Source organism: Bacteroides sp. AM37-9, from assembly GCF_003603455.1.
Taxonomy (GTDB): domain Bacteria; phylum Bacteroidota; class Bacteroidia; order Bacteroidales; family Bacteroidaceae; genus Bacteroides; species Bacteroides xylanisolvens.
In genome coordinates, this window is the sequence record NZ_QTNF01000006.1 from 175,553 (window position 1) to 199,969 (window position 24,417).

Below are 24,417 nucleotides of genomic sequence, written 5' to 3' on the forward strand. Positions count from 1 at the left end.
CTCTTTTCTATAACCCATGTACAACTTTCATCAATTGCTCACCCAAACCGATTGTATATCCTTGAGAAACAAAGACTACCCTATTAAATGTATCTGCAATGATAAACACCGGCAGAATAGAATTGTTTAAATTCATAGCCTGTACAATTTCTTTGCGGATGCTATCATCGACATCAATACCGTAGGTGATGGTAGACGGAAGTCCTTTGAATTCGTCGGCATTAAATTTCTTGTATTGTTCTTCCGAAGGAAAAAGAAAGACCATCTTACGCCCCCATTGTTCGAAGTCATTGCCCAAAGCGGCTATATCTCTTAGCGCATGATTGGTAGGTTCCTGCCCTACTCCAAGCACAGCTACTATAAAATAGCCACGTCCACAGGTTTGCAGAATACTCCACTGTTCAGTGCTGTCAACCGGACGATAGGTCGCTTCCGAATTAAAATTGCCGATCACTTGCACCTGATCTTTGCTTTCACGCATCACAAGGTCAACGGTGGTTGTCTTACCGGGTTCTATAGTAAAAAATGTACTGTTGGAAAGCACCGCGCCACTTGCCAACCGAGTTCCGGTCACCATCATATAATAGCCTTCATCAAGCTCTCTCCCATATTTTAACAAATTACGCCAGGTAGTTCCATCCCCCATATCCGTCTCTCCTTCGTCATAATTAAGCAACTGGAATGTGCCGTTTTTAAACTTGGAAAGAGTGAAATGCGAATAATATTTAGGATCTTCCACAGAGCGGATAGGAGTATAAGTAGCTTGCAATACTCCCTTTCGAGACTGTGCAGCTTCTGCCGTATCGAAGTTGACATCTTCCTTTGCAAATTCTTCATTTAGAATCTGCACCTTTCCGGTCACTTCATCAATCCAGGCAGCGGACGCCCATCCCATGCTCCGGTAAGCTGCCACAAAGAATATGTCACGCGACTTTTCATCAGCCACCCGTGCTTTCCATACTCCCATCGGAGAGATAGGAATCTGTTGGGAATTCAGTTCATTATTGATTTTAATCTCTTTTCTGCACCATTCTATTAATACTTTGGGATCACGTTTCATGCTATCGGGCACAGACTGGTACACTGTTTTTTCAATGGCTTCACGAAGTACCTTTTTATAAGGAGTCAACATTTCATTGGCTATACGAGGAGGATTGAGGTACATTCTTTTAAATAAATCAGCCTCTATCTTCTCCCAATCCGAGATATTAGTCAGCAGATGATCATTCAATACATCCAGAGTTACATCGCGGAGATCTTTAGCCGAAAGACTCTCTAATATCCATATAGCCCGTATTTCTTCCCATGAAACAGCGTCTTTCTCTTTTCGGATAGCTGAAAGGAAGTCTTTCAAGGTTTGGTGGTTTCCTCGCGAAGCAACCAGGAAGTTTACTAATTTTTCTTTCTTTTCCGGTTGTAAGGTATTTCCATATAGTTTATCTATCCACTCTTTGGCCTGTTTTTCCGTCATCATTGTTGCTACATACGCATTGCGGATTGAATCTTCCTGCACCATCCGCCGATCATTTTCCACCCGTTGTTCGGGAGTGACTTCGGGAATATTCGCTCCTTCCACCGGAGGTACAAGATCCATTGGCAAGGAATAGACTTCACCTTCTTTCCTATTTAAAGAGAGTTGCAATGCATCATCTTTTCCAAATGAGATTTTGGCATAACCAAATTGTCCGTTGCGGGATGCCCAAACCAACATATCTCCTTTACCGGCAGTCAGGCTGGCTTTCCCCTCTGCATCTGTATATTTCGTGGCTACTGTATAAAACTCCGCATAATTGTATATCTTAAATTCGACTTTGGCATCTGCTACCGGTTGACCGTCGGCATCCGTCACCGTTACGATAGCTTTGGCAGTAGGGGCATAATTATCAATCACATTGATTTCTGTATAATTCGGCGTCTCAAGCATAATCTCTTCCGGACCGTTGTAACGTCCGAAAACCTTGGTATGCATCAACATTCCCCGACTGGCAGGGGAATTAAACCATCCCAGGTTCAAAACCGGTTCCGGTTCACAAGCTCCAAAGAAGTACCAATGTCCATCCGCCCATGCTTCCACCCAAGCATGGTTATCATCCGTATGCGCCCAGCGGGGCGTATACACTTGCCGTGCCGGAATACCGACTGCCCGGAGCGCAGCCACCGTAAATGTAGACTCTTCGCCACAACGTCCATACGCTGTTTTGACAGATGCCAATGGTGAGCTGGTGCGCGCATCACTCGGACGATAGACCACTTTCTCGTGACACCAGTGGTTCACCTCTAATATCGCGTCTTTCATCGGCAGCCCCTTCACCCTGTCTTTTAGTTCACCATAAAACACACGACGGGAATCATCCAGATTCTCGTTATTCACCCGGATCGGCAGAACAAAATGACGGAACACTTCATCGGGAATCTCTTTGCCCCAAGGCATCTCGTCACGTGTCTGCTTCGACAGCCGGACATTCTCCAAGTAATAATCTCCCGGATAGTCCGTCACATCCCCTATCGGCATATAAGCGTAGAGAAACATCAATGCTTCGCGCTCGTACACTGACAGAGCGGAATCACCAAAGATCGCAAATAAATCTCCATGAGGAAGTGCCTGTTTTTTCTGCTCAAAGTCTTGAACTACTTGATTCCGGTAGGATTCTTCTTTGAGGAAGTGAGCATTGTTACAAGCAAACAGTACAATCGACAAAATCAGGACGCACAAAAGATGGGTGAATGTTTTCATATAAGTGTTTGGTTTATTCTATTAATAAGGTTGCTGACTGACAAAAATAGAAGAATATTTTCTGAATACCTAGATAAGTACATAAAAATGTGATAGATAAGAATAATATTGTCATTGATGGGAAAATCCGGGAATTTTGTAACAGGTTTGTAATATAGACCGTGTTCGAACCCTTATAAAAAGAAAATTCAAAAGAAAAAGAAGATTTTTATGTTTTACAGCATATAATTCGAAAACAATTTGTATCTTTGCAGTGTTATTAGAGAAAACAAGATGTAAAACCGCTCTTCAAAACGTGGAGGGCAAAAAAAGAGGAAACAAATTATGAAAAAGAATGCAAATGAAAAAATTATGATGTTACAGTACCGTATTAAACGCTATCAAGCAATGGGAAATGGTGCCATGTGCCAAACATTAAACGGTAAACTTCAAAAACTGCTGTCACAGCAGGTTGCCATGTAAATAAACACACTAATTATAATAAATAGAGCGAGGAACTTTCGAGTATCTTCGCTTTTTTTATACATTTGCAGAAGAAAGATAATAAAACACATTATGAAAAAGCTATTTATGTCGGTTGCGCTCCTATTATTGGTCGTAACCTCTTTTGCACAAACACCCGGTTATGAGTTCACAACCGTTGTATCCCACCAAGCAACGCCTGTTAAAGATCAGGGTTCCACAGGAACCTGCTGGTGCTTTGCCACCGCTTCTTTCATGGAGTCGGAACTGCTCCGAATGGGAAAAGGAGAATATGATCTCTCGGAAATGTTTATCGTCCGCCAAAAGTACATGAATCAGATGGAGGACAATTATCTCCGTCGTGGTAAAGGAAGTATCGGTGAAGGAAGTTTGGCACACACTTTCAAAAACGCTTATAAGAAAGCGGGAATCGTTCCGGAAGAAGTGTACACCGGATTGCTGGGCGATAACAAAGACCACAATCACGGAGCATTGTCACGCTACCTCAAAGCATTGGTAGACGCAAATATTGAATCTAAAAAGCGTACTCCGCAATTTGATGCACTTATTAATAATCTGTTCGACATTTATCTGGGCAAGCTTCCCGAAAAATTCACTTATAAAGGAAAAGAATATACTCCTCAATCTTTCACTGAAAGTCTGGGATTGAATATGGATGATTACGTTGAGTTGACTAGTTTCACTCACAAGCCTTATTATGAGACATTCTCACCTGAAGTTCCCGACAACTGGGAAAACCAGCCGATGTATAATCTTCCGTTGGACGAACTGATCGGGGTTATCGACTATGCACTGAACAAAGGATATACCGTATGTTGGGACGGTGACGTAAGCGAACAGGGTTTCTCTTTCAAGAACGGAATCGCCATTAACCCGCAAGTGGAGGATGTGAAAGATTACTCGACTACCGACCGTGCCCGTTTTGAGAAAATGCCAAAATATCAACGAATGGACGAAGTGTTCAAGTTTGAGCATCCTTATCCGGAAATCAACGTAACACCGGAAATCCGTCAGGATGGTTACGAGAAGTTTGTGACAACTGACGACCACCTGATGCACATCACCGGTATTGTGAAAGATCAGAATGGTACTAAATATTATATCACCAAGAATTCCTGGGGAGCGGAAAGCAACAAATCCGGAGGTTATCTGAATATGTCTGAAAGCTATGTACGTGCTAAAACAATCTGTGTGATGGTACACAAAGATTCTCTGCCTAAGGAACTGAAGAAGAAACTCGGAATTCAATAAATCGCATGAAATCAGTCCCGAAGGGAGATTGACTGTTTCATACATTTATTTATTCGGAACTCTCCATTATATTCATATAACAAAAAAAATAGGGCAACGAAGTATCACTACTTCACTGCCCTATTTTTTTGTTAACCTACTATATTAAATCCTTTGCTCTTTATTTCTTCTTCAATGTCACGTCGCTGATTTCTACAACGCCACCTTTGTTCTGGGAAAGAATAGCCACATAACAATCTTTCAGAATAGCAGCATCATCGTCTGTATCAGACACTTCCAAGTTAGCATTTGCTTTCTTGCTGCTAATAGCATTTACCACTTGTCCCATATCATAATAAACCACTACTTTAGTCCATTTACCGGCATCTTTAATTTTAAAATTGTATTGTGCGCCCGAAGCATTTGGTTGAGCATCTGCGTCATAGTCTCTACGCATGAAGAAAGTAGTATTGTACTTGCCATTATCGTTCTTTTCCTCATTGGTCTGCTTGATGTATACACTGACTGGAGTTCCTGCTTCTTTAGCCTTTGCATAGAAAGTAAGAACATAGATACCTTTGTCCAAACCATCGGTAATACGTTGTCCCAGGAAAGCTTTATACCAAGAGAGATTCTTTTCGGCACCGGAGTTATCCAATTTCATTGCATTCGGATATTTGGCATCTCCTGTTTCTTCCCAGGCAATAGTAGTTACGCCGTCAGCTTCATTATTCATGATAAACCACTCTCCTGCGGTAGCTTTGTTGGCATTAGTCACTTTAGTCTTTACTTCAGTGGCGAATTTTTCGTTTTTTATCAGGTTCTGCGCACTTACGCTTACTCCTGCAAGGACCAAAAGCCCGGCAAATAATACTTTTTTCATCTTACTGTGATTTAATTGTTTATACTTTATTTTTTCTAGCTTTAAAAATCTATTTCATCCTACTTCACTTGTTGAATAACAAATCCATATTTACCAGTCACTTTCTTTTCTTCAGTCTTTAGTGTGATGCGGTAAATCTCTTTTCCCCATACGTTAGACAGGCGCGGATCATCCAGTTTGATTGTTTCCAGTTCGGCTTTAAACTGCGACGGATAGTTCATTTCTACCTTTTGTCCCTTTACTTCGATGCGGATTTTTCCGGCTGACGGGAAAGTCACATTGCCCCAAGTTAAAAAGTTCATTTGATTAGGAGCAATAGCCTCATCCAACGTATAAATATCACCAATAATAAGTTTTTTATCATCAAGAGCATAAGAGCGAACCCAGCTTTTCACTTTCGCTTCTGCCGGATAAGCAGTAGCTATATCCGTAGAGAACATCCGTTTCTTCTCATTGCAAACGGTATTGGTAGCTTTATACTCCTGCCCGAATTTCTGCGGTACTCCGTTAATCATCGGCAAGTTATGATAGTTGCTCTGCATGGTCCAGATGGTATAGCGGTCCTTGCCGAACGTCTGTTTGGTATATGTACCTACACCGGCATCAATTATCACAGGAATTGTATTTACATATAAAGAAAAGGTTCCTACATCGTTGTGGTTATGACTTTCGTTATTAAATCCGCCTTTAGCGGCAACAAACATACCGTTCTTATTCTTCATATAACAGAATTCCGTTTCGGGATACCAGGTTACATCCGGCATATCATGTTTCGGAGTTGCTTTTGCCAGCTCATTACAGCAAAGTAGAGATTGAAGCGAACGAAAAGCATCGTTTCCCATGGTAGCATACGGTTTTCTTCCATTCAACAGGTATGCGGCAAAGTGCATCATTTCATCGCTGTTTACAGCTTTACCGAAGCGATAGATTAACAAAGGATCGCCCCCGCCTTGTGCCGATGCATCAGCAAAATTCACCACCCAACCATTGCCCACGTATGAGCGGGACATATATTCTCCCATCCGGCGAATCATCGGTTCATTGAACAGAGACAGTCTACCGCCTGTGCCATCAGAGAGTATCTGCAAATAGTCATAGAGCTTTCCGGCGGCATGTCCCCAGTAAGAGGTTCCCTCCTCACAGGCACCATCGGATTTCACGAAGTTGATAAACTTATCGACTGACTGCATGGAGCGATAAACAGCTTTCGCCAACTTATCCTTATTGTTCTCCATCAGTAAGAAACATTGCAGGGCATTGGAGTTACACCAGGGATTCCAGTTATTGATGATTTCTCCCGGTTTCCAGTTAAAAGCCATCCACCACATTTCGTCGTCGTTCATATACGGATCGAGAATACGTTCTTTGATTGCTTTACGCATTTGCAAGGATACCACAGGATTGATTTTGTCGAATGGTTTGCGGAAGAAATAGTGTACCCAAGCCATTAAAGCTCCGTATCCGCCTGAACCGAGGTCGATAATCTGTTCGCGGAAGTCGGGAAGTGAACGTTTGCTGCTCTGACGGGGCAAGTGTGCGGATAGAACCCATGAATTCATTTCGCAGCTCATATATGCTCCGTTCAGTAATTGGTCGATAAAACGCCCTTTTCCTTCGGCCAGTTCGGCGAGCATCAAGGCGTTAAGTGCCTGGCGGTTGGCGTCATAAGGGACTTCCATTATTTTACGGTTACCGCTGCGTTCGTATTCCAGATAAGCGGTGGCAGGTATCAGTTGCCATTTATAGTCGAGGAGTTTTTCGCCGGCTTCGATGAGGCGTTGCTTATTGGGGCCCATCAAAGAATCCCAGGCGGCGCGATCTGTATAAGCAGGATAAGGCACCCATGCTTGTTTCATTACCAACACGTTTTTCAACGTAGTTTTGTCTACCGCTTTTTGCAGCATATTGCGTTCGGTGTAAGCGTTTGCCTTGAAAGAAAAACTTCCTAAAGCTGCTAGTAAAAGAACACAAAATAAATGTTTCATTCGATTCATGGTATTTTCATTCATTTAAGTATTGCAAAGATAACGTATCTGATAAAAAATGAGGTGAGTAAATCATACGAACCTGATGACAAAAAAGTACATAGTTCAAAAATAGTACTCTTAATTGCTATATTTTAGGCTTTTAAGTCATTATAAAAACAAATTAGGTCATTGTAGAAACAATTTAAGTCACTATAAAAACAAATTAAGTCACACGGAAACCGGGTTTTCATTTCGGAAAAACAAAGATACAGTTTTAGAAAACAGAGGCTTCCTTTGGAGAAAATAGAGGTTCTATTTATTCCAAACAGAGGCTCTGTTTAGGGCAAATAAAGGCTCTATTTTATTTCAAATAGAGTATCTGTTTTACTTCAGACAAAGTATCTGTTTGGATATTCTATCCTCTTTCTTTTTTCATTCTTTGATTCTCTTCTTTTTCATCCCCTATTCTTTACTCTTCATTCCTCTATTTCTTCCTCTTCGCCTTCAATCCCAATCGCTAAATTCAAAACTCAACTGTTCCCAGACACCGTGTTGTTCATCGGCTTCCTCTTTTGGATTGGAGACGGAAAGACCGATGAGCCGGATTGGATGTTGCTCAAATTCGACGCTTTTAAGCAATTCTTTTGCAAGTGGGAGTACCCGGTCTAAGGTGGTGAGTTCCTGCGATTGAGTAAGGCTTCGGGTTATCTGGCTAAAATCATGAAACTTGATTTTCAGGGTAAGCGTGTTGCCTTTGAAGTCTTTTCGCTGAAGACGTTCAATCAGCTCTACCGCCACATGGTATAGTTCGATAATGACCGATGAACGGGCTGAAATATCACGTTCCAATGTACGTTCGCAGCCAATGGATTTACGGATACGAATTGCTTCGACAGGGCGTTCGTCAATTCCTCGTGAGCACTCATAATACAGTGCGCCGGCTTTTCCGAAATGTGCTATCAGCATTTCAAGAGAGCATTTCCGTAGTTGAAGTCCATTGTGGATGCCAAGTAAATGCATCTTCTTTGCAGTCACCGGACCCACTCCCCAAAAAGATTCGATAGGAAGACGGGCGATAAAATCAAGGGCCTGTTCCGGATGAATGGTACATAAGCCGTCCGGTTTGCGATAGTCCGAAGCTATTTTAGCCAGAAACTTATTATAAGAAACTCCGGCAGACGCAACAAGGTTGAGCTGCTCCCGAATCTTCTGCTTTATTTCCTTTGCTATATCCACAGCCAGGGAAATATCTTTCTTATTTTCTGTGACATCCAGAAAAGCTTCATCCAGAGACAGAGGTTCGATGATATCCGTATATTCGTGGAAAATCTCATGTATCTGACGGGAAACGGATTTATAAACATCCATCCTGCCAGGTACAAAAATGAGTTGGGGACAAAGACGTTTCGCCTTTTGCGAAGCCATGGCGGAACGGACACCGTAACGCCGGGCTTCATAGCTGGCAGCAGCCACAACTCCCCGCTCTTCTGCATGACCTACCGCTAAAGGCTTGCCACGAAGTTCTGGATTATCACGCTGTTCTACAGAGGCATAGAAGGCATCCATGTCGATATGTATAATCTTTCTCTGCATCATTGTTTAGGATTAGCAGAGCAAACTTACTATAAATTCCCGAATAAATCCTGCTTATCGGTTCAAGAAATAATATGCTTATGATTTTTATAGATATAAGCCAAAAAAACATTCAATATCTTGTCAAAGACAGTTCTTATTATATTATATTTGCATATCGTCTATTCAAAATATAGAGGTAGTTAATAAGTTTGTGCCACCATACAACTCTTTAAGATTATGAAAAACACATTATTTTGCTTATTCATATTTTGCAGTGTTTCCACATTCGCTCAAAATGGAATCACTTTTAAGGTCGAAAAGCTTTCAAAGCCTGAAGAATTACTTCATCTACACTCCCCGAATGCAATTTACGAAAGTCTTATATTATCAGATATGAACATAGAGCCTTATGAGATAAAAGAGAAGAATATCAAGGTTCCTTATCATATCATTGCAAAGAGCGAATCTCCCGACAGTCTCGTTTCTTTTGGTCCTAATTCTTTTTTCAACGGTATGTATCAGGCTTATGCAGATCACAGGCCATTCGTGTTGTCCCCGGACATAATTTGGCTATTAATCAGCCAGGGATTTGCACGCCATATCAATGCCAATCAGGAATCTATGAGAAATGAACTTGTTGATTTCTCCGGCAAACTATCCTTAATTGTAAGAGAAGACAAAAAATTGGAAGACCCTACTCTTTCGTGGGAGAAAATCTTTCCGCAATTTACAGAACAAATATCCCAATACGCCGGTAAGCATCTGACCGAACTGCTCACCTGCAATTTTTCAACGACTACCTCTTTAGAGAAAGTTGCTTCCGAAATAACAATCATGGAGGCTGTAAAACCTTACTTTGAGTTTATCATCATACGCATTGTCTGTGGAATACCTGAAATAACTCTCGAAGGAACACCGGAGGACTGGGAAAAACTACTGCACAAAGCCAGAGGGTTGAAAGAATACAAACTCGATTGGTGGATTTCAGAACTGGAACCTCTTTTGGAAGAATTTGTCAAAGCATCTAAAGGAGAAGTCAATAAGGACTTTTGGCGCAACATGTTTAAATATCATTCACAGAAACGATACGGAGCCCCAAACATTATTGATGGATGGATCGTGAAGTTTTTCCCTTATGATAAGGAAGGGAAAAGAAATAATCTGAAACAGCTGGAAGGCAAAAATTGTCTCCCTGATGAGATAGTGAAGGTAGATGTAAAGTATCAGGAAGTATATGGCGACGCTGTCAAAGAAACTCCATTAGAATTTTGGGCAGGTTTCATTGGATTAGAACAAAACAGCAAGACTTTTGCTCTGCGACCGCAAATTGGTTGGATGGTCAGGAAGAAAGATGTTAATAAGGAGGGATTAAAAAGTAAATTGAGTGCTGATGCTCAAAAGGATGGTTGGGGAAGCGGCATCAATATCAGAGTAAAAGAATTTCCGGCTGTACTGTTGGAGCTCAAAGAAATAAAAAGGTTGGATATCCAGTTTATCGACACAATTGATATACCTGATGAAATATCAAAGACTAAAATCGGATCGTTGAATTTATATGGAAAGATTACTAAAGAGGGAATAGAGCGTACTAAAAGATTATTGCCTGATACGGATATAAAAATAAATGGTTCGCGAGGTGGGAGTGCTTCATTTATGACTCCATAATAAAAAGAGGCTATCCAAAAGCCATATACTAAAAAACAAAAACACCCCGCTTTACATTATTAGGATGTAAAGCGGGGCGCAAATCTCATAAAATACTTAAAATCAGCATTTATTGTGGAGCTGGAGGGAATCGAACCCTCGTCCAAACGAGGAAATCATAAGCTTTCTACATGCTTATCTTTGCCTAAATTTTCGTGCAGGAACAGAACCAAAGCCATCAATTCCTGCCTTATCCTCTAAAGTTTCATCAAAAGTGCGAGGCCGCCTTTGACTATCCCCGATGTAACTGCACCACTGAACCGGAATGCTTCGGAGCAACAGCTTCCGAGTGATGTCTCGTCCTGGCACCTAGTGCCTGGATTAAGCTAATCTACTGTGATTCGATTAAGCAGCAAGAGCGTAATTAGTTTCGCCAGATAAAATTTTGATAACTGATATTTAAGTGGAAATTACCGACCCACTGCATGCTTACCTACCATTTCTGCCCGCTGTCAAATCCAGTCAACCCCAAATTTTTATTCGTACAGAATAGCGATTGTTTAGAACGCTTTCTAAGAGTGCAAAGATAGGAAATGTTTTCTAATTTACGAGAAGACGTTAGCAAATATTATATCAAAGCACTATCTTTACGGAGCTATTTTATATTTAAGGTGAAAAAGCATCATGAAAAATCAACCAATAATAAGCTACTTATGATTAAGACATATCTATCTAAAACATCTATATTCAAAGCATTTGCCGCTATTTGCATATTCGGAATCAGTATCAGTGGCTGTACTTCTAAAAAAAAGACTCCTATGGAAACAACCGATACAACGGAAAACGAACTAACCATGTTGGTGGGTACTTACACATCAGGAACCAGTAAAGGGATATATAGCTACCGCTTCAACGAAGAAGACGGGACTGCCACTCCGTTAAGTGACACGGAAGTTGAAAATCCTTCTTATCTTGTTCCATCTGCCGACGGGAAATTCGTCTATGCAGTCAGTGAATTCAATAATACGCAAGCTGCCGCCAATGCATTTGCCTTCAATAAAGAAAAAGGTACTTTGCAACTATTAAATTCACAGCAAACGGGAGGTGAAGATCCCTGTTATATCATCGCCAGTGGAAATAATGTGATAACCGCCAACTACAGTGGCGGCAGCATCTCCGTTTTCCCTATCGCAAAAGATGGCTCGCTCCTACCCGCTTCCGATATTATACAATTCAAAGGTACGGGAGTAAACAAGGAAAGACAAGAGAAACCGCATTTGCATTGTGTCCGTATCACTCCGGATGGTAAATACTTGTTTGCCGATGACTTGGGTACAGATCAAATACATAAGTTTATCATTAACCCAGCTGCAAATGCAGAAAATAAGGAAGCATTTCTGAAAGAAGGATCGCCTGCTGCCTTTAAAGTGAAAGCCGGTTCGGGTCCCCGCCATCTGACTTTCTCGCCAAACGGTCATTACGCCTATCTGATTAATGAGTTATCGGGCACAGTAATCGCTTTTGAATACAAAGACGGAGATTTAAAAGAGATCCAGACAATCGCTGCCGATACGGTAAACGCACAAGGAAGTGCTGACATTCATATCAGCCCGGATGGAAAATTCCTGTATGCCAGCAATCGTTTGAAAGCAGATGGTATTGCCATATTCAGTATTCACCCGGATAACGGAATGTTGGCGAAAGCAGGCTACCAACTGACAGGGATTCATCCACGCAATTTCATCATCACGCCTAATGGCAAATACTTGTTGGTTGCTTGCAGAGATAGCAATGTGATACAAGTTTATGAAAGAGATACAGATACAGGACTATTAACAGATGTACAGCAGGATATAAAAGTAGACAAGCCGGTCTGCATAAAATTTGTGCCATAATTTGTCATAATCTCCCGGCTATTCATCAACTACTGATAGCCCTTTACTTTTTATTTTGAGCAATCCGATTGTCAGGAATTTGAGTCTTCACAACGATTTTATTCCCGTTCTTGGTACACTTGATACATTCTTTCCGCAATGTTCTCTCTTTTAAGTCAAAAATGAGATTCGGATTAAAATGTTGCCCGTTAATACGGGTTTCGAAGTGTACATGTTCGGTAGTGGCACGACCGGTACGTCCTGTCAGCCCGATAGCTTGTCCGGCTTTTACGACATCACCAGCTTTAACCAGATTCTTGAAATTGTGGCTATAAAGTGTTTCCAATCCGTTAGCGTGGCGGATTACAACGATATTGCCATAGGCATAATAGGGTTTCGACATACGCACCACTCCATCAAAAGCAGCACGAATCGTATCTTTTGCACAGGTCTTAATGTCTGTTCCCGAATGTCCTCCGCGAGTTCCATAGGCAGAGATTACTTTTCCTCCGGGTAATGGGAAAGCATATTCATGGTCTTTCAGAGAATCCAAATGCAGATAGATATGATTGCTTTTAGCAAATAATCCGGGAGTAGCTACCCGTACATCAGCCATTTCGCGGGCAGAGAAGAAAGGTTTATCCTGCCCGTCGGCAGTCAGTGGCAATAATAAAACTGTCAGTAAGATAAGTATGTTTTTCATGTCTTTTTTCTTAGAGCACTCATTCTAATTATTCGAAGAATACGATTTCGCCTCCATCCGATTCTGTATAGTTTCTTAATAAGGTCTGTATCATTTCAGCAGCTTCTCGCAAACCTTCTTTTCCGTTATAACCATTGACTATGGCTAGGATATGAGTGGTTCCGAGATCCATTTTCGTACGTTCATGATCGCTTGTCGGGGTTCCGATTCCTCCGAAAGAATCGCGATATACAGGTAGTCCTTCGATATTCAATACACCGCGTCCGATACCTTCAAACCGTTCTCCTGCTTTGCCGATACCGAGTTCAAGGCGCGTACCTTGTATCTTGTCCGCGTCAAAACCACCGATCGAATGTCCCGTACGAAGAGACACAAGGTTAATAAGGTCTACCAACGTATCAATCTGATATAACGGGATTCCACGCATCAAGCGGCGGCGTAGAGCTTCGGCTGACGGGCGATAACGTCCGGGATCTTTGCCACAACGCTTATAAGCCTCACGGGTAGCAAAGATAACAGGTTGATGTTTGATGTCTTCCATCTGTGTAGTGGAAGTCAGTTGCCCGGCAAAAGCATTGATTTCCTGCCAAAGCCCTTCGCTGTAAGCAGTATTCTTCACCGCAGCATACACGGCGGCTCCGGCAAAAACCGGGCATGCGTCTTTTATTTCTTTAGATACTTTTATTTCAAACATAACTTATCATAAACCAATCATCAGCGTCCTGCGATTACGGACACTAATTATTACTTTCTAATCATTATTCCCGACAATATACGACCGGAATCTATTCCCAATCTACGTGCGGAGAAGAATTCATCATGATGAATATAGGTACAGATTCCAGCCACTTCTATCTGCTCTGCAGGCACTCTGCGATTCAGTAATTCAATCCGGTTGGCTTCCCACAAATCAATATGATATTTGCCTGTCTCCTTCTTCTTCATAGAAATAAGAGACATATCGAAACCGCTTTCTTCAAAAGCATCATACACTTCATCGCCTACTTCAAATGATTCGAGCGAAATGCTCGGCCCGATGCAAGCTATTACATCTTCGCCTTGCGTCCCGAACTTTTGAGTCATGTTGTCCATCACATGACTGACAATATGCTTCACCATTCCCTTCCATCCGGCATGAACGGCAGCCACAACGTGTTGTTTTTTGTCGTACAGCAATACAGGAACACAATCCGCTGTCGTGACACAAACGCAATATCCCGGCACATTCGTTATCAAAGCATCCATTCCTCGCAGAAGTAGCCGTCTCCTTTCCAATGATTCTTTAAAAAATGATTCATTGATAATCAGACTGGCGCAACCATGACTCTGTTCAGGAATAAATAATTCCTTTATCTGATGATTCATGCACTGAAACAACCAGTTCTGATTGCGATTGACGTTCACACATGAGTCGTTGGTATAAGGCGAACAGTTGAAAGAGCCGTAAGCTCCGGTGCTTATACCTCCGTGACGTGTAGTTACGAAATGAGCTACTTCGGGATATGCATCTAATGACTTATATCCCTTCAACTCGTTATGTTTTGTAAGAGAAATCATTCTTCTTCCCAATCTTCTTCGTACTCATAATCGATATCATCGTCGCCATCTTCCTCATATTCATAAACGATGTCTTCATCTTCGCCCATGTCTTTGAGTTCCTGTTGCAGACGGGTCACGTCTTTCGGACGGTGAACGATGTCCTCTATCTTATTGCTTTCCTTGTTCAGTTCTTCCCAAAGGATGTCTTTCAATACCGAGATGCCCAAACCGGAAACAGAAGATATGAATACATGTGGAATGCCTTCCGGCAATGTAGGTTCAATCTCGTCCATCAACTCCTGATCGAGCATATCGCTCTTGGTGATGGCCAGCACACGTTGCTTGTCCAACATTTCAGGATTGAAGGTACGCAGTTCGTTCAGCAAGACTTCGTATTCTTTACGAATGTCGTCGCTGTCTGCCGGAACCATAAACAGCAGTAATGAATTACGCTCGATATGACGCAAGAAACGCAGTCCCAAACCTTTTCCCTGACTGGCACCTTCGATAATACCTGGTATGTCCGCCATCACAAAGGATTTTCCACCGTGATAGGAAACGATGCCCAAGTTGGGTTCGAGTGTAGTAAACGGGTAATCGGCAATTTTCGGTTTGGCAGCCGAAATGGAAGAAAGCAAAGTTGACTTTCCCGCATTCGGGAAACCTACCAGACCGACATCGGCAAGCAGTTTCAGCTCCATGATAACGGTCATTTCCTGCATCGGCTCTCCCGGCTGCGCAAAACGCGGAGCCTGACGGGTGGCCGTCTTGAAATGCCAGTTACCCTGACCGCCGCGACCGCCTTTGAGCAAAATCACTTCCTGTCCGTCTTCTGTTACGTCACAAAGATACTCCCCTGTCTCGGCATTATAAACTACCGTTCCGCAGGGTACTTCTATTATTTTATCCGCACCGTCTTTTCCGAAGCTACGTCCTTTGCTCCCCGATTCACCATGACCGGCCATTGCATGACGGTCATACTTCAAGTGCAGCAATGTCCAGTAATTACGGTTACCGCGCAAGATGATATGACCTCCTCTTCCACCATCGCCCCCGTCGGGACCTCCGTTAGGACAATATTTCTCGCGCCTCATGTGCGTAGAGCCTCTTCCGCCCTTACCCGAGCGACAGTATATCTTTACGTAATCAACAAAATTCGATTCAGCCATATTTTTTTTAAAAGTTAAAGTAGTCAGTAGTTAGAGCAGTTAATTAGAACACTCCGGCTACTGACTTATTTATTTATAATATTGTATTATTACAATTTATCTACTGCTTCGCAGATTTCAGCGAAGATACCTTCCATAGTACCCAAGCCGTTGATGTGTTGGTATTTCTTTTCGTTCTTGTACCAGTCGATCAGTGGAGCAGTCTGTGAATGATATACATGCAGACGTTTCTTGATTGTTTCTTCGTTATCATCAGCACGACCGGAATCCTTGCCACGTTTAATGAGACGTATCATCAGTTCTTCTTCCGGAACATCCAAGTCAACCATTACAGAAACGTCCTGTCCTCTTTCTGCCAACATTTTCTTTAATGCTTCTGCTTGTGCAATTGTTCTTGGGAAACCGTCGAAAATTACACCTTTGCTATCTTTGAAGCTGTCGAATACGCTTGCCAGAATATCAATCATTAATTCATCAGGAATCAATTGACCTTGGTCGATGTAACCTTTAGCTGTTTTACCCAGTTCTGTGCCATTCTTGATTTCAGCACGCAATACATCTCCTGTCGAGATGTGATTGATTCCATACTTTTCTACGATACGTTCGCTCTGTGTTCCTTTTCCTGAACCCGGAGCACCGAAAATTACGATGTTCAACATTTTGTTATTTACAATTTAACGATTTACTATTTACCATTTAAACTGGTACCTATTTAATATTAATCTACTACTGTATAAATATCGGGATAATTACGTCCGAAACCATCATAATCCAGTCCGTAACCTACGATAAAGTCGTTCGGGATTTCCATCGCTACATATTCAATGTTGAGGTTTACCTTGAGCTTTTCAGGTTTCACCAACAGAGAAGCGATATGAATAGCTTCGGGATTGCGTGTACCTAATGTTTCGAGCAGTCGCTGCATCGTCAGTCCTGTGTCTACGATATCTTCTACGATCACAATGGTACGTCCGGCAATGTCTTCATTCAGGCCGATTACCTCTTTAATCACTCCGGTGGAAGTGATGCCCTGATAAGACGCCAACTTCACAAATGAGATTTCACAAGGGATGGTGATATGCTTCAATAAATCAGCGGTAAACATGAACGAACCGTTCAACACACTAAGGAAAAGCGGATTCTTACCTGCTAAATCGCGGTTAATTTCGTTCGCTACGCGAATCACTTCTTTCTGAATTTCTTGTTCCTTAATGGAAACGGTAAACAATTTGTCTTTTATCTGAATGGTATCCATAACCGGTAATTTAAAAATAACCTTGCAAAGTTACTACAAAAAAGTGAAATGCGGAAAGATATAGTGATAGAATTGAGTTACAAGGGTTTTGGTTGAAGTGGCGATAATCCGTGAAGCCATTACAATCCCTGCCGAAGCCAAATCCTGACGCCGCTACGTTACTTGTTCGTAACCATGCCCGAAAATGCGACAAACGGGTACGAATAGCGAAACAAGGCTCTAAGGAATAGTGAGTTATCCATAACTCATGCGAAAAATCAGGTTACGGAAAAAGATTGCGCCGTTCCTCCCCGTTTTGCGTACCAACACCGGACTCTTCACCAACTAATTTTGAAACCCAAAAATTAAGGACAATGAAGAGTACATTTTCAGTAATCTACTACCTCAAGCGTCAGGTAGTGAAAAAGGACGGGACAGTTCCCGTCATGGGACGCATCACGGTGGACGGCAGCCAGACACAGTTCAGCTGCAAACTGACTGTCGATCCGAAACTGTGGGACACCAAAGGTGGACGTGTCACGGGCAGAAGCACGGCGGCACTCGAAACGAACCGTATGCTTGACAAGATGCGGGTACGCATCAACAGGCATTATCAGGAAATCATGGAGCGTGACAACTTCGTCACGGCGGAGAAGGTGAAGAACGCCTTTCTCGGACTGGAACACCGCTACCACACGCTGATGCAGGTGTTCCGCCAGCACAACGAGGACTACGAGAAGCAGGTGGAGGCAGGCATGAAAGCCAAAGGCACGCTGCTGAAGTACCGCACCGTTTACAAGCACATGCAAGAGTTCCTCGACATCCGCTACCATGTGAAGGACATCGCCCTAAAAGAGCTTACCCCGGCTTTCATCTCCGACTTCGAGATGTTCCTGCGCACGGACAAGCACTGCTGCACCAATACCGTGTGGCTGTACGTCTGCCCGTTACGGACGATGGTATTCATCGCCATCAACAACGAGTGGCTGACGCGCGACCCGTTCCGCGAGTATGAAATCAAGAAGGAGGAAACAACACGCAGTTTCCTGACCAAAGATGAGATCCGCCTGCTGATGGAGGGGAAACTGAAAAACGCCAAACAGGAATTGTACCGCGACCTCTACCTGTTCTGCGCCTTCACGGGGCTGTCGTTCGCGGATATGCGCAACCTTACGGAAGAGAATATCCGCACCTACTTCGACGAACACGAGTGGATAAACATCAACCGCCAGAAAACGGGCGTGGTGTCCAACATCCGCCTGCTCGACATCGCCAACCGCATAATCGGCAAATACCGGGGACTGTGCGGGGACGGCAGGATATTTCCCGTTCCGCATTATAACACGTGCCTTGCCGGTATCCGTGCCGTCGCCAAGCGTTGCGGCATCACCAAGCATATCACGTGGCATCAGAGCCGCCACACGGCAGCCACGACGATATTCCTCTCCAACGGTGTTCCCATCGAAACGGTCAGCTCCATGCTCGGACACAAGAGCATAAAGACGACGCAGATTTACGCAAAGATAACCAAAGAGAAGCTCAATCAGGACATGGAGAACCTTGCCGCAAGATTGAACGGCGTCGAGGAATTTGCAGGTTGCACCATCTAAAAAGAAAAGCCATGAAACGTGACACAATCATCATCGAGGACAAGGCAGTCAGCGTAACCGGTAACGACGTGTGGATGACCGCCACCGAAATAGCCGGATTGTTCCATACGACCGTCCCGGCAGTGAACGCCGCCATCAGAGCCGTCCGCAAGTCGGACGTGCTGAACGACTACGAGGTGTGCCGCTACATGCAGCTTGAAAACGGGCTGCACGCGGACGTGTACGCCCTTGAAATCATCATCCCGGTCGCTTTCAGGGTGAATACCTACAACACCCACCTGTTCCGCACATGGCTGGTGGGAAAGGCACTCTCACAAGAGAAACGGCAGACATACGTGATGTTCATACAGAACGGAAAAGCCGGGTATTGCTGATTGCACATACCCCATAAGACAAGTAAACGGGTAGCACCACAAAAGGTGTCACCCGTTTACTTTTTCATGAAACCGCCTCACTCCAGCGGCTTGCGGTAGTTCGCTTCCAGTACCCCGCGCAGCCCCGTTTCCGGGTAAAGCACCTTCCCTCCCAAAAGTATGAAGGGCAACACGCGGTTGTTGCGGTATTCCTGCAAGGTGCGCCGGCTCACACGGAGCAGTTCCGACACCTCGCCGTCCGTCAGGTAACGTTCCCCGTCCAGCGGAGGACGGTAGCTTTCCAGAAATGCGGACAGCCATTTCGAGCCTTTGCGCATATCCTGCACCACAGAGGCTATCGGCTCGTCTTCCATCGTAAAAACATCGTTGTTCTCGTTCATCATAACTTCGGATTCAGTGGGTGAATAAATCAAATCATCTGCCGTGCGGATAGAGCGTGCCGACAAGCGGTATCAGCCGCTTCACCTCCTCTGGCTTGTAATAGAACCTGCGGTTTATCTGCGAGTAGCCGATAAGCCGCCTGTCACGCAGCGTCTGCAACGTGCGCGGGCTTATTCTCAACTGCCCGCAGACCTCCTCGCCCGTGAGCCATCTTTCCATGCGCCCCGTGTCGCTTTTGCGCCTCAGGGCGGCGACCTTCTCCGAGAGTGCGCCGAATGCCGCCACCATCATCTCGAAAGTCTTTTTCTCGATAGATACTATTTCCATATTCATGTCATTTAGAGTTTGCCGCAAAGGTAACGAAACGGCATACAAGACGTATCGTTTTCCGCTGAAAGGCTGCCTGTTGCGCCGTTTGACCGGGTTACGGAGCCATCTTCCGCAAAAATCTTACGTGAGTCACGTAGTGAGTTGTTAAAGCCCCTTTTGTTTATTGCCGAATTTTGTCGCAGAAACAAAAAGAAAGGACTGAACATGAAAGTGATAACAATGGAAAGTTCCGCCTACAAGGAGATGATGGCGCAGATTGCGAACATCGCAGGGTACATCCGCGAGGCAAGGGACGAGAAGAAACGGAAGCGGGAAACCGAAGACAAGCTGCTTGACACGGCACAGGCGGCGAAGATGCTCAACGTGAGCAAGCGCACCATGCAGCGTATGCGCACCGACCACCGTATCGAGTATGTGGTGGTACGCGGAAGCTGCCGCTACCGCCTTTCCGAGATACTGCGGCTATTGGAGGACAACACAGTAAGGAACGAGGAAGGGACAATAGACACCCTGTTCCACAACCACACGCTGCGCACGGGCGGCAAACCAAAAGGAAGGAGGACATAGGTCATGGAACTGCTCACACGAAACAACTTCGAGGGCTGGATGCAGAAGCTGATGGAACGGCTCGACCGTCAGGACGAACTGCTGCTGGCGATGAAGGCTGAGGGGAAACAGCCCACTATCACGGAAAGCATCCGCCTTTTCGACAATCAGGATTTGTGCATGTTGCTCCAGATAAGCAAACGCACCCTCCAACGCTACCGCAGCGTAGGCGCATTGCCCTACAAGACGCTGGGCAAGAAGACCTATTACAGCGAGGAGGACGTGCTGACATTCCTTTCCAACCATATCAAGGACTTCAAAAAGGAAGATATAGCCTTCTACAAGGCTCGTATCCATAATTTCTTTCATAAATAACCCATTAAAACATTTTTCAGATGGCAAAGAAAAAAGACGAAAAGGACGTGCTGGTAGTCCGTGACGAGAAGACAGGCGAGATCAGCGTGGTAGCCGGGCTGAACGCGGACGGCACACCCAAGCGCACCCCCGCAAAAGCGGAGAACGCGCAGAGTTTCCTGCAATTCGACCGACATGGCGACGTGCTGGACAACTTCTTCAAGAACTTCTTCCGGCAGTGCAAGGAACCCAGCCGCTTCGGTTTCTACCGCATTGCGGCAGACCAAGCTGAAAATCTCTTAGAGGTGATGAAGCAACTGCTGAAAGACCCCGAAGCGAACAAGGAGCTGCTCGCCCCTCACAAGGTGGACACCTCCGACTATGAGAAGAAGGTGCAGGAAGAGATGGCAGCACAACAGACAGAGAAACAAGAACCTCAAAAACAGGAGAACATGGAACAACGGAAAGAACAGCAACAGGACAAATCCGAACAGATGCAGGGCAAACGTGGCTACCAGCCCATCGACGAGAGTAAAATCAACTGGCAGGAGCTGGAGGACAGATGGGGCGTAAAGCGGGACAACCTTGAAAAGTCCGGCGACCTTACGAAGATGCTCAACTATGGCAAGTCCGACTTGGTAAAGGTCAAACCGACCTTCGGCGGCGAATCATTCGAGCTGGACGCCCGCCTCTCCTTCAAGAAGGACGGTGAGGGAAACATCAGCCTCGTGCCGCACTTCATCCGCAAGGAGCAGAAGCTGGATGAGTACAAGGAACACAAATTCTCCGACAATGACCGGAAGAACCTCCGCGAAACGGGCAATCTCGGTAGGGTCGTGGACATTGTGGACAGGGAAACGGGCGAGATCATCCCCTCCTACATCAGCATCGACCGCAAGACGAATGAAATCACGGACATTCCGGCAAGCAGGGTGCGCATCCCGGAGCGCATCGGCAAGACGGAAATCACCACGCAGGAGCGGGACATGCTCCGCGCCGGACTGCCCGTACGCGACAAGCTCATCGAGCGCAACGACGGCAGAAAGTTCGTCACCACCCTGCAAGTGAACGTGGAGCAGCGCGGCGTGGAGTTCGTGCCGGGAACCGGCAAGTCGCCCCGTACCGCACAGACACAGGAAACCAAAGGCGACACATCGAAAAGTCAGGCGCAGGGCGGGGAAAATGCCGCACAGACCAAGAAGGAGCAACGCCGCAACACGTGGACGAACGAGGACGGCAGCATCCGCCCCATCAGCAAATGGAGCGGCGTGAGCTTCACCGACCAGCAGAAAGCCGACTATGTGGCGGGTAAAGCCGTGAAGCTGGAGAACGTGACCGACAAGCAGGGCTTCCATGCCACGATGTATATCAAGTTCAACCCGGAGAAGGGACGCCCGTACCGCTACGACACGAACCCTGACAATGCACAGCAGGTTGCTCCGTCCAACGAGAGCCGCACGCAGGTGGCGGTGAACAACGATGGCAAGACCAACGAGGCTACAAAGAATCTGAGAGAGCCGTTGCAGAAAGGTCAGACCAACCCGAAGGACGCCCGCCAGCAACAGCAGCAGGAGAAGCCGCAGAAGAAAACGGGCAAGGGCATGAAAATGTAATCCCGTGTCCGCCACTGAATCCAAAATAAAATCCAAAGTATCAACAAAAAAGAAGAAGACATGAAGACAATCATTGCAGAAAAGCCCTCCGTGGCACGTGAAATCGCCCGCATCGTGGGCGCGACAAAGAGAGAGGAAGGATATTTCGAGGGAGGCGGTTATGCCGTGACATGGGCATTCGGACACCTCGTTCAGCTTGCCATGCCCGACGGCTACGGCGTGCGCGGATTTGTCCGTGACAACCTCCCGATTATTCCCGACACATTCACGCTCGTCCCCCGTCAGGTCAGGACGGAGAAAGGTTACAAGCCCGACAGCGGCGTGGTGTCGCAGATAAAAGTCATCAAAAGACTGTTCGACACAAGCGAACATATCATCGTGGCGACCGATGCCGGACGCGAGGGAGAGCTTATCTTCCGCTACCTCTACCACTATACGGGTTGCACCACTCCTTTCGTGCGCCTGTGGATCAGCTCTCTCACCGACAAAGCTATCCGCGAGGGACTGCGGAAACTCGAAGACGGCAGCAAATACGACAACCTCTACCTCGCCGCCAAAGCGCGGAGCGAATCCGACTGGCTCGTGGGCATCAACGGCACACAGGCGTTATCCATCGCCGCCGGACACGGCACGTATTCCGTGGGGCGGGTGCAGACACCAACGTTGGCTATGGTATGTGAACGCTACTGGGAGAACCGCCGCTTTACGTCCGAAGCATTCTGGCAGCTCCATATCGCAACGGACGGTTGCGACGGCGAAGTCGTGAAATTCTCATCCTCCGAGAAATGGAAAGAGAAAGAACCGGCGATGGAACTATATAATAAGGTAAAGGCGGCAGGTTGCGCCACTGTCACGAAAGCCGAGCGCAAGGAGAAGACGGAGGAAACTCCCTTGCTCTACGACCTGACCACGCTCCAGAAAGAAGCCAACGCCAAGCACGGCTTCACGGCGGAACAGACGCTTGAAATCGCGCAGAAACTCTACGAAAAGAAGTTGATAACCTATCCGAGAACGGGAAGCCGCTACATCCCCGAAGACGTGTTTGCCGAAATTCCCAAACTGCTCGCTTTCATCGGCACACAGCCCGAATGGAAAGACAAGGTGCGGGCAAAAGCCGCCCCGACACGCCGCAGCGTGGACGACGGCAAGGTGACAGACCACCATGCCCTGCTCGTCACGGGTGAGAAACCGCTCTTCCTCTCCAAAGAGGACAATACCATCTATCAGATGATTGCCGGGCGCATGGTCGAGGCATTCTCTGAGAAATGCGTCAAGGATGTGACCACTGTCACGGCGGAATGTGCCGGAGTGGAGTTTACCGTAAAAGGCAGCGTCGTGAAGCAAACCGGATGGCGTGCCGTCTATGGCGAGGAAAAAGAGGAAATTACCATCCCCGGCTGGCAGGAAGGCGACACGCTGACACCGAAAGGCTCGTCCATTACCGAAGGAAAGACCAAACCCAAGCCGCTGCATACCGAAGCCACCCTGCTCTCGGCAATGGAAACGGCGGGCAAGGAAATTGAGGACGACGCACTGCGGCAGGCGATGAAGGACTGTGGCATCGGTACTCCCGCCACACGCGCCTCCATCATCGAAACGCTTTTCAAGCGCGGTTACATGGAACGCTGCAAGAAGTCGCTTGTTCCCACCGAAAAAGGACTTGCCCTCAATTCCGTCGTCAAGACGATGCGCATCGCCGATGTTGCCATGACGGGCGAATGGGAAAAGGAGCTGGCGCGTATCGAGCGCGGGGAACTGTCCGACGACACCTTCCGCAAGGAGATAGAGGCGTACACACGTGAGATAACCTCCGAACTGATCTCGTGCGACAAGCTCTTCGGCAGCCGTGACTCCGGCTGCGCGTGTCCCAAGTGTGGCACGGGCAGGATGCGGTTCTACGGCAAGGTGGTACGCTGCGACAACACGGAGTGCGGACTGCCCGTGTTCCGGCTGAAAGCGGGACGCACCCTGTCCGACGATGAAATCAAAGACCTGCTCACCGAAGGGCATACCAAGCTGCTCAAAGGGTTCAAGAGCAAACAGGGCAAGAGTTTCGATGCTGTTGTCGCCTTTGACGGGGAATATAACACGACTTTTGTGTTCCCGGAGGCTAAAAAGGACAAGAAATTTTCAGGACGGAAGAAATAGTATTAACTTTGCCACTTGTTCAGAGT

22 protein-coding genes and 1 other RNA gene are annotated in these 24,417 nt (G+C 45.7%); 10 read left to right on the forward strand and 13 right to left on the reverse strand.

Annotation, left to right across the window (positions count from 1 at the left end):
• Window positions 1-7 precede the first annotated feature (7 nt).
• Window positions 8-2,734, reverse strand: coding sequence for a transglutaminase domain-containing protein (locus DW862_RS06575; protein ID WP_055235861.1), 2,727 nt, complete (start codon window positions 2,732-2,734; stop codon window positions 8-10).
• 324 nt (window positions 2,735-3,058) lie between these two features.
• Here DW862_RS06575 and DW862_RS25820 point away from each other — a divergent pair, with 324 nt between their 5' ends.
• Both DW862_RS25820 and DW862_RS06580 read left to right on the forward strand, forming a co-directional pair.
• Window positions 3,059-3,196, forward strand: coding sequence for a hypothetical protein (locus tag DW862_RS25820; protein ID WP_004301914.1), 138 nt, complete (start codon window positions 3,059-3,061; stop codon window positions 3,194-3,196).
• 93 nt (window positions 3,197-3,289) lie between these two features.
• Window positions 3,290-4,468, forward strand: a complete 1,179-nt coding sequence (locus DW862_RS06580) for a C1 family peptidase (RefSeq protein ID WP_120067512.1) — start codon at window positions 3,290-3,292, stop codon at window positions 4,466-4,468.
• A gap of 160 nt (window positions 4,469-4,628) precedes the next feature.
• Here the strand turns inward: DW862_RS06580 and DW862_RS06585 are convergent, their stop codons facing one another.
• The 3 genes from DW862_RS06585 to dinB form a co-directional block, all read right to left on the reverse strand.
• A complete protein-coding gene (locus DW862_RS06585) occupies window positions 4,629-5,330 on the reverse strand; it encodes a DUF4627 domain-containing protein (protein ID WP_004320741.1) in 702 nt (233 codons plus the stop codon).
• 59 nt (window positions 5,331-5,389) lie between these two features.
• Complete coding sequence (locus DW862_RS06590) at window positions 5,390-7,324, reverse strand: heparinase II/III family protein (RefSeq protein ID WP_120067527.1); 1,935 nt, start codon at window positions 7,322-7,324, stop codon at window positions 5,390-5,392.
• A gap of 477 nt (window positions 7,325-7,801) precedes the next feature.
• Window positions 7,802-8,893 carry a DNA polymerase IV gene (dinB, locus tag DW862_RS06595; protein WP_120067513.1) on the reverse strand — a complete coding sequence of 364 codons (1,092 nt, stop codon included), beginning with the start codon at window positions 8,891-8,893 and terminating at the stop codon, window positions 7,802-7,804.
• Between the two features lie 216 nt (window positions 8,894-9,109).
• Between dinB and DW862_RS06600 the strand changes: the two genes are divergently transcribed.
• Window positions 9,110-10,537 (forward strand): DUF4419 domain-containing protein, encoded by a 1,428-nt coding sequence (locus DW862_RS06600; protein ID WP_120067514.1) that lies wholly within the window; start codon window positions 9,110-9,112, stop codon window positions 10,535-10,537.
• A 112-nt stretch (window positions 10,538-10,649) separates the two neighbouring features.
• Here the strand turns inward: DW862_RS06600 and ssrA are convergent.
• Window positions 10,650-11,046, reverse strand: a transfer-messenger RNA (tmRNA) gene (gene ssrA, locus DW862_RS06605).
• 183 nt (window positions 11,047-11,229) lie between these two features.
• Here ssrA and DW862_RS06610 point away from each other — a divergent pair.
• The gene (locus DW862_RS06610) at window positions 11,230-12,411 is read left to right on the forward strand and encodes a lactonase family protein (RefSeq protein ID WP_120067515.1); all 1,182 of its coding nucleotides are present in this window, start codon (window positions 11,230-11,232) and stop codon (window positions 12,409-12,411) included.
• Window positions 12,412-12,454: 43 nt separating this feature from the next.
• Here DW862_RS06610 and DW862_RS06615 read toward each other — a convergent pair whose 3' ends face one another.
• From DW862_RS06615 to hpt, 6 genes are all read right to left on the reverse strand, one after another.
• Entirely contained in the window at window positions 12,455-13,093 is a 639-nt protein-coding gene (locus DW862_RS06615) for a M23 family metallopeptidase (RefSeq protein ID WP_120067516.1), read from the reverse strand.
• A gap of 28 nt (window positions 13,094-13,121) precedes the next feature.
• Window positions 13,122-13,787, reverse strand: coding sequence for a B3/4 domain-containing protein (locus DW862_RS06620; protein ID WP_120067517.1), 666 nt, complete (start codon window positions 13,785-13,787; stop codon window positions 13,122-13,124).
• A gap of 50 nt (window positions 13,788-13,837) precedes the next feature.
• Window positions 13,838-14,650, reverse strand: a complete 813-nt coding sequence (gene pgeF / locus DW862_RS06625; RefSeq protein WP_120067518.1) for a peptidoglycan editing factor PgeF — start codon at window positions 14,648-14,650, stop codon at window positions 13,838-13,840.
• Entirely contained in the window at window positions 14,647-15,801 is a 1,155-nt protein-coding gene (gene obgE / locus DW862_RS06630; RefSeq protein WP_120067519.1) for a GTPase ObgE, read from the reverse strand. The genes pgeF and obgE overlap by 4 nt, the downstream gene beginning before the upstream one ends.
• 89 nt (window positions 15,802-15,890) lie before the next feature.
• Window positions 15,891-16,460: an adenylate kinase gene (locus tag DW862_RS06635; protein WP_120067520.1), complete on the reverse strand. Its 570-nt coding sequence runs from the start codon at window positions 16,458-16,460 to the stop codon at window positions 15,891-15,893.
• Window positions 16,461-16,519: 59 nt separating this feature from the next.
• Window positions 16,520-17,056 (reverse strand): hypoxanthine phosphoribosyltransferase, encoded by a 537-nt coding sequence (hpt, locus tag DW862_RS06640; protein WP_004308350.1) that lies wholly within the window; start codon window positions 17,054-17,056, stop codon window positions 16,520-16,522.
• A 353-nt stretch (window positions 17,057-17,409) separates the two neighbouring features.
• On the opposite strand from hpt, the gene DW862_RS06650 reads away from it, so the two are divergent.
• Window positions 17,410-18,645, forward strand: coding sequence for a site-specific integrase (locus DW862_RS06650; protein WP_004291422.1), 1,236 nt, complete (start codon window positions 17,410-17,412; stop codon window positions 18,643-18,645).
• 11 nt (window positions 18,646-18,656) lie between these two features.
• Complete coding sequence (locus tag DW862_RS06655; RefSeq protein ID WP_004291423.1) at window positions 18,657-19,019, forward strand: hypothetical protein; 363 nt, start codon at window positions 18,657-18,659, stop codon at window positions 19,017-19,019.
• Between the two features lie 77 nt (window positions 19,020-19,096).
• Here DW862_RS06655 and DW862_RS06660 read toward each other — a convergent pair whose 3' ends face one another.
• Both DW862_RS06660 and DW862_RS06665 read right to left on the reverse strand, forming a co-directional pair.
• A complete protein-coding gene (locus tag DW862_RS06660) occupies window positions 19,097-19,402 on the reverse strand; it encodes a helix-turn-helix domain-containing protein (protein WP_004291424.1) in 306 nt (101 codons plus the stop codon).
• 31 nt (window positions 19,403-19,433) lie between these two features.
• Window positions 19,434-19,733: a helix-turn-helix domain-containing protein gene (locus DW862_RS06665; protein ID WP_004291426.1), complete on the reverse strand. Its 300-nt coding sequence runs from the start codon at window positions 19,731-19,733 to the stop codon at window positions 19,434-19,436.
• A gap of 201 nt (window positions 19,734-19,934) precedes the next feature.
• Here DW862_RS06665 and DW862_RS06675 point away from each other — a divergent pair, with 201 nt between their 5' ends.
• Genes DW862_RS06675 through topB form a run of 4 tightly spaced genes read left to right on the forward strand, consistent with a single transcriptional unit; the run spans window position 19,935 to window position 24,391 of the window.
• Entirely contained in the window at window positions 19,935-20,297 is a 363-nt protein-coding gene (locus tag DW862_RS06675) for a helix-turn-helix domain-containing protein (protein ID WP_004304264.1), read from the forward strand.
• 3 nt (window positions 20,298-20,300) lie between these two features.
• Window positions 20,301-20,651: a helix-turn-helix domain-containing protein gene (locus tag DW862_RS06680; RefSeq protein ID WP_004291454.1), complete on the forward strand. Its 351-nt coding sequence runs from the start codon at window positions 20,301-20,303 to the stop codon at window positions 20,649-20,651.
• A gap of 20 nt (window positions 20,652-20,671) precedes the next feature.
• Window positions 20,672-22,243: a DUF3945 domain-containing protein gene (locus DW862_RS06685; RefSeq protein ID WP_004291455.1), complete on the forward strand. Its 1,572-nt coding sequence runs from the start codon at window positions 20,672-20,674 to the stop codon at window positions 22,241-22,243.
• Between the two features lie 60 nt (window positions 22,244-22,303).
• Entirely contained in the window at window positions 22,304-24,391 is a 2,088-nt protein-coding gene (topB, locus tag DW862_RS06690; RefSeq protein WP_004291456.1) for a type IA DNA topoisomerase, read from the forward strand.
• Window positions 24,392-24,417: the final 26 nt, after the last annotated feature.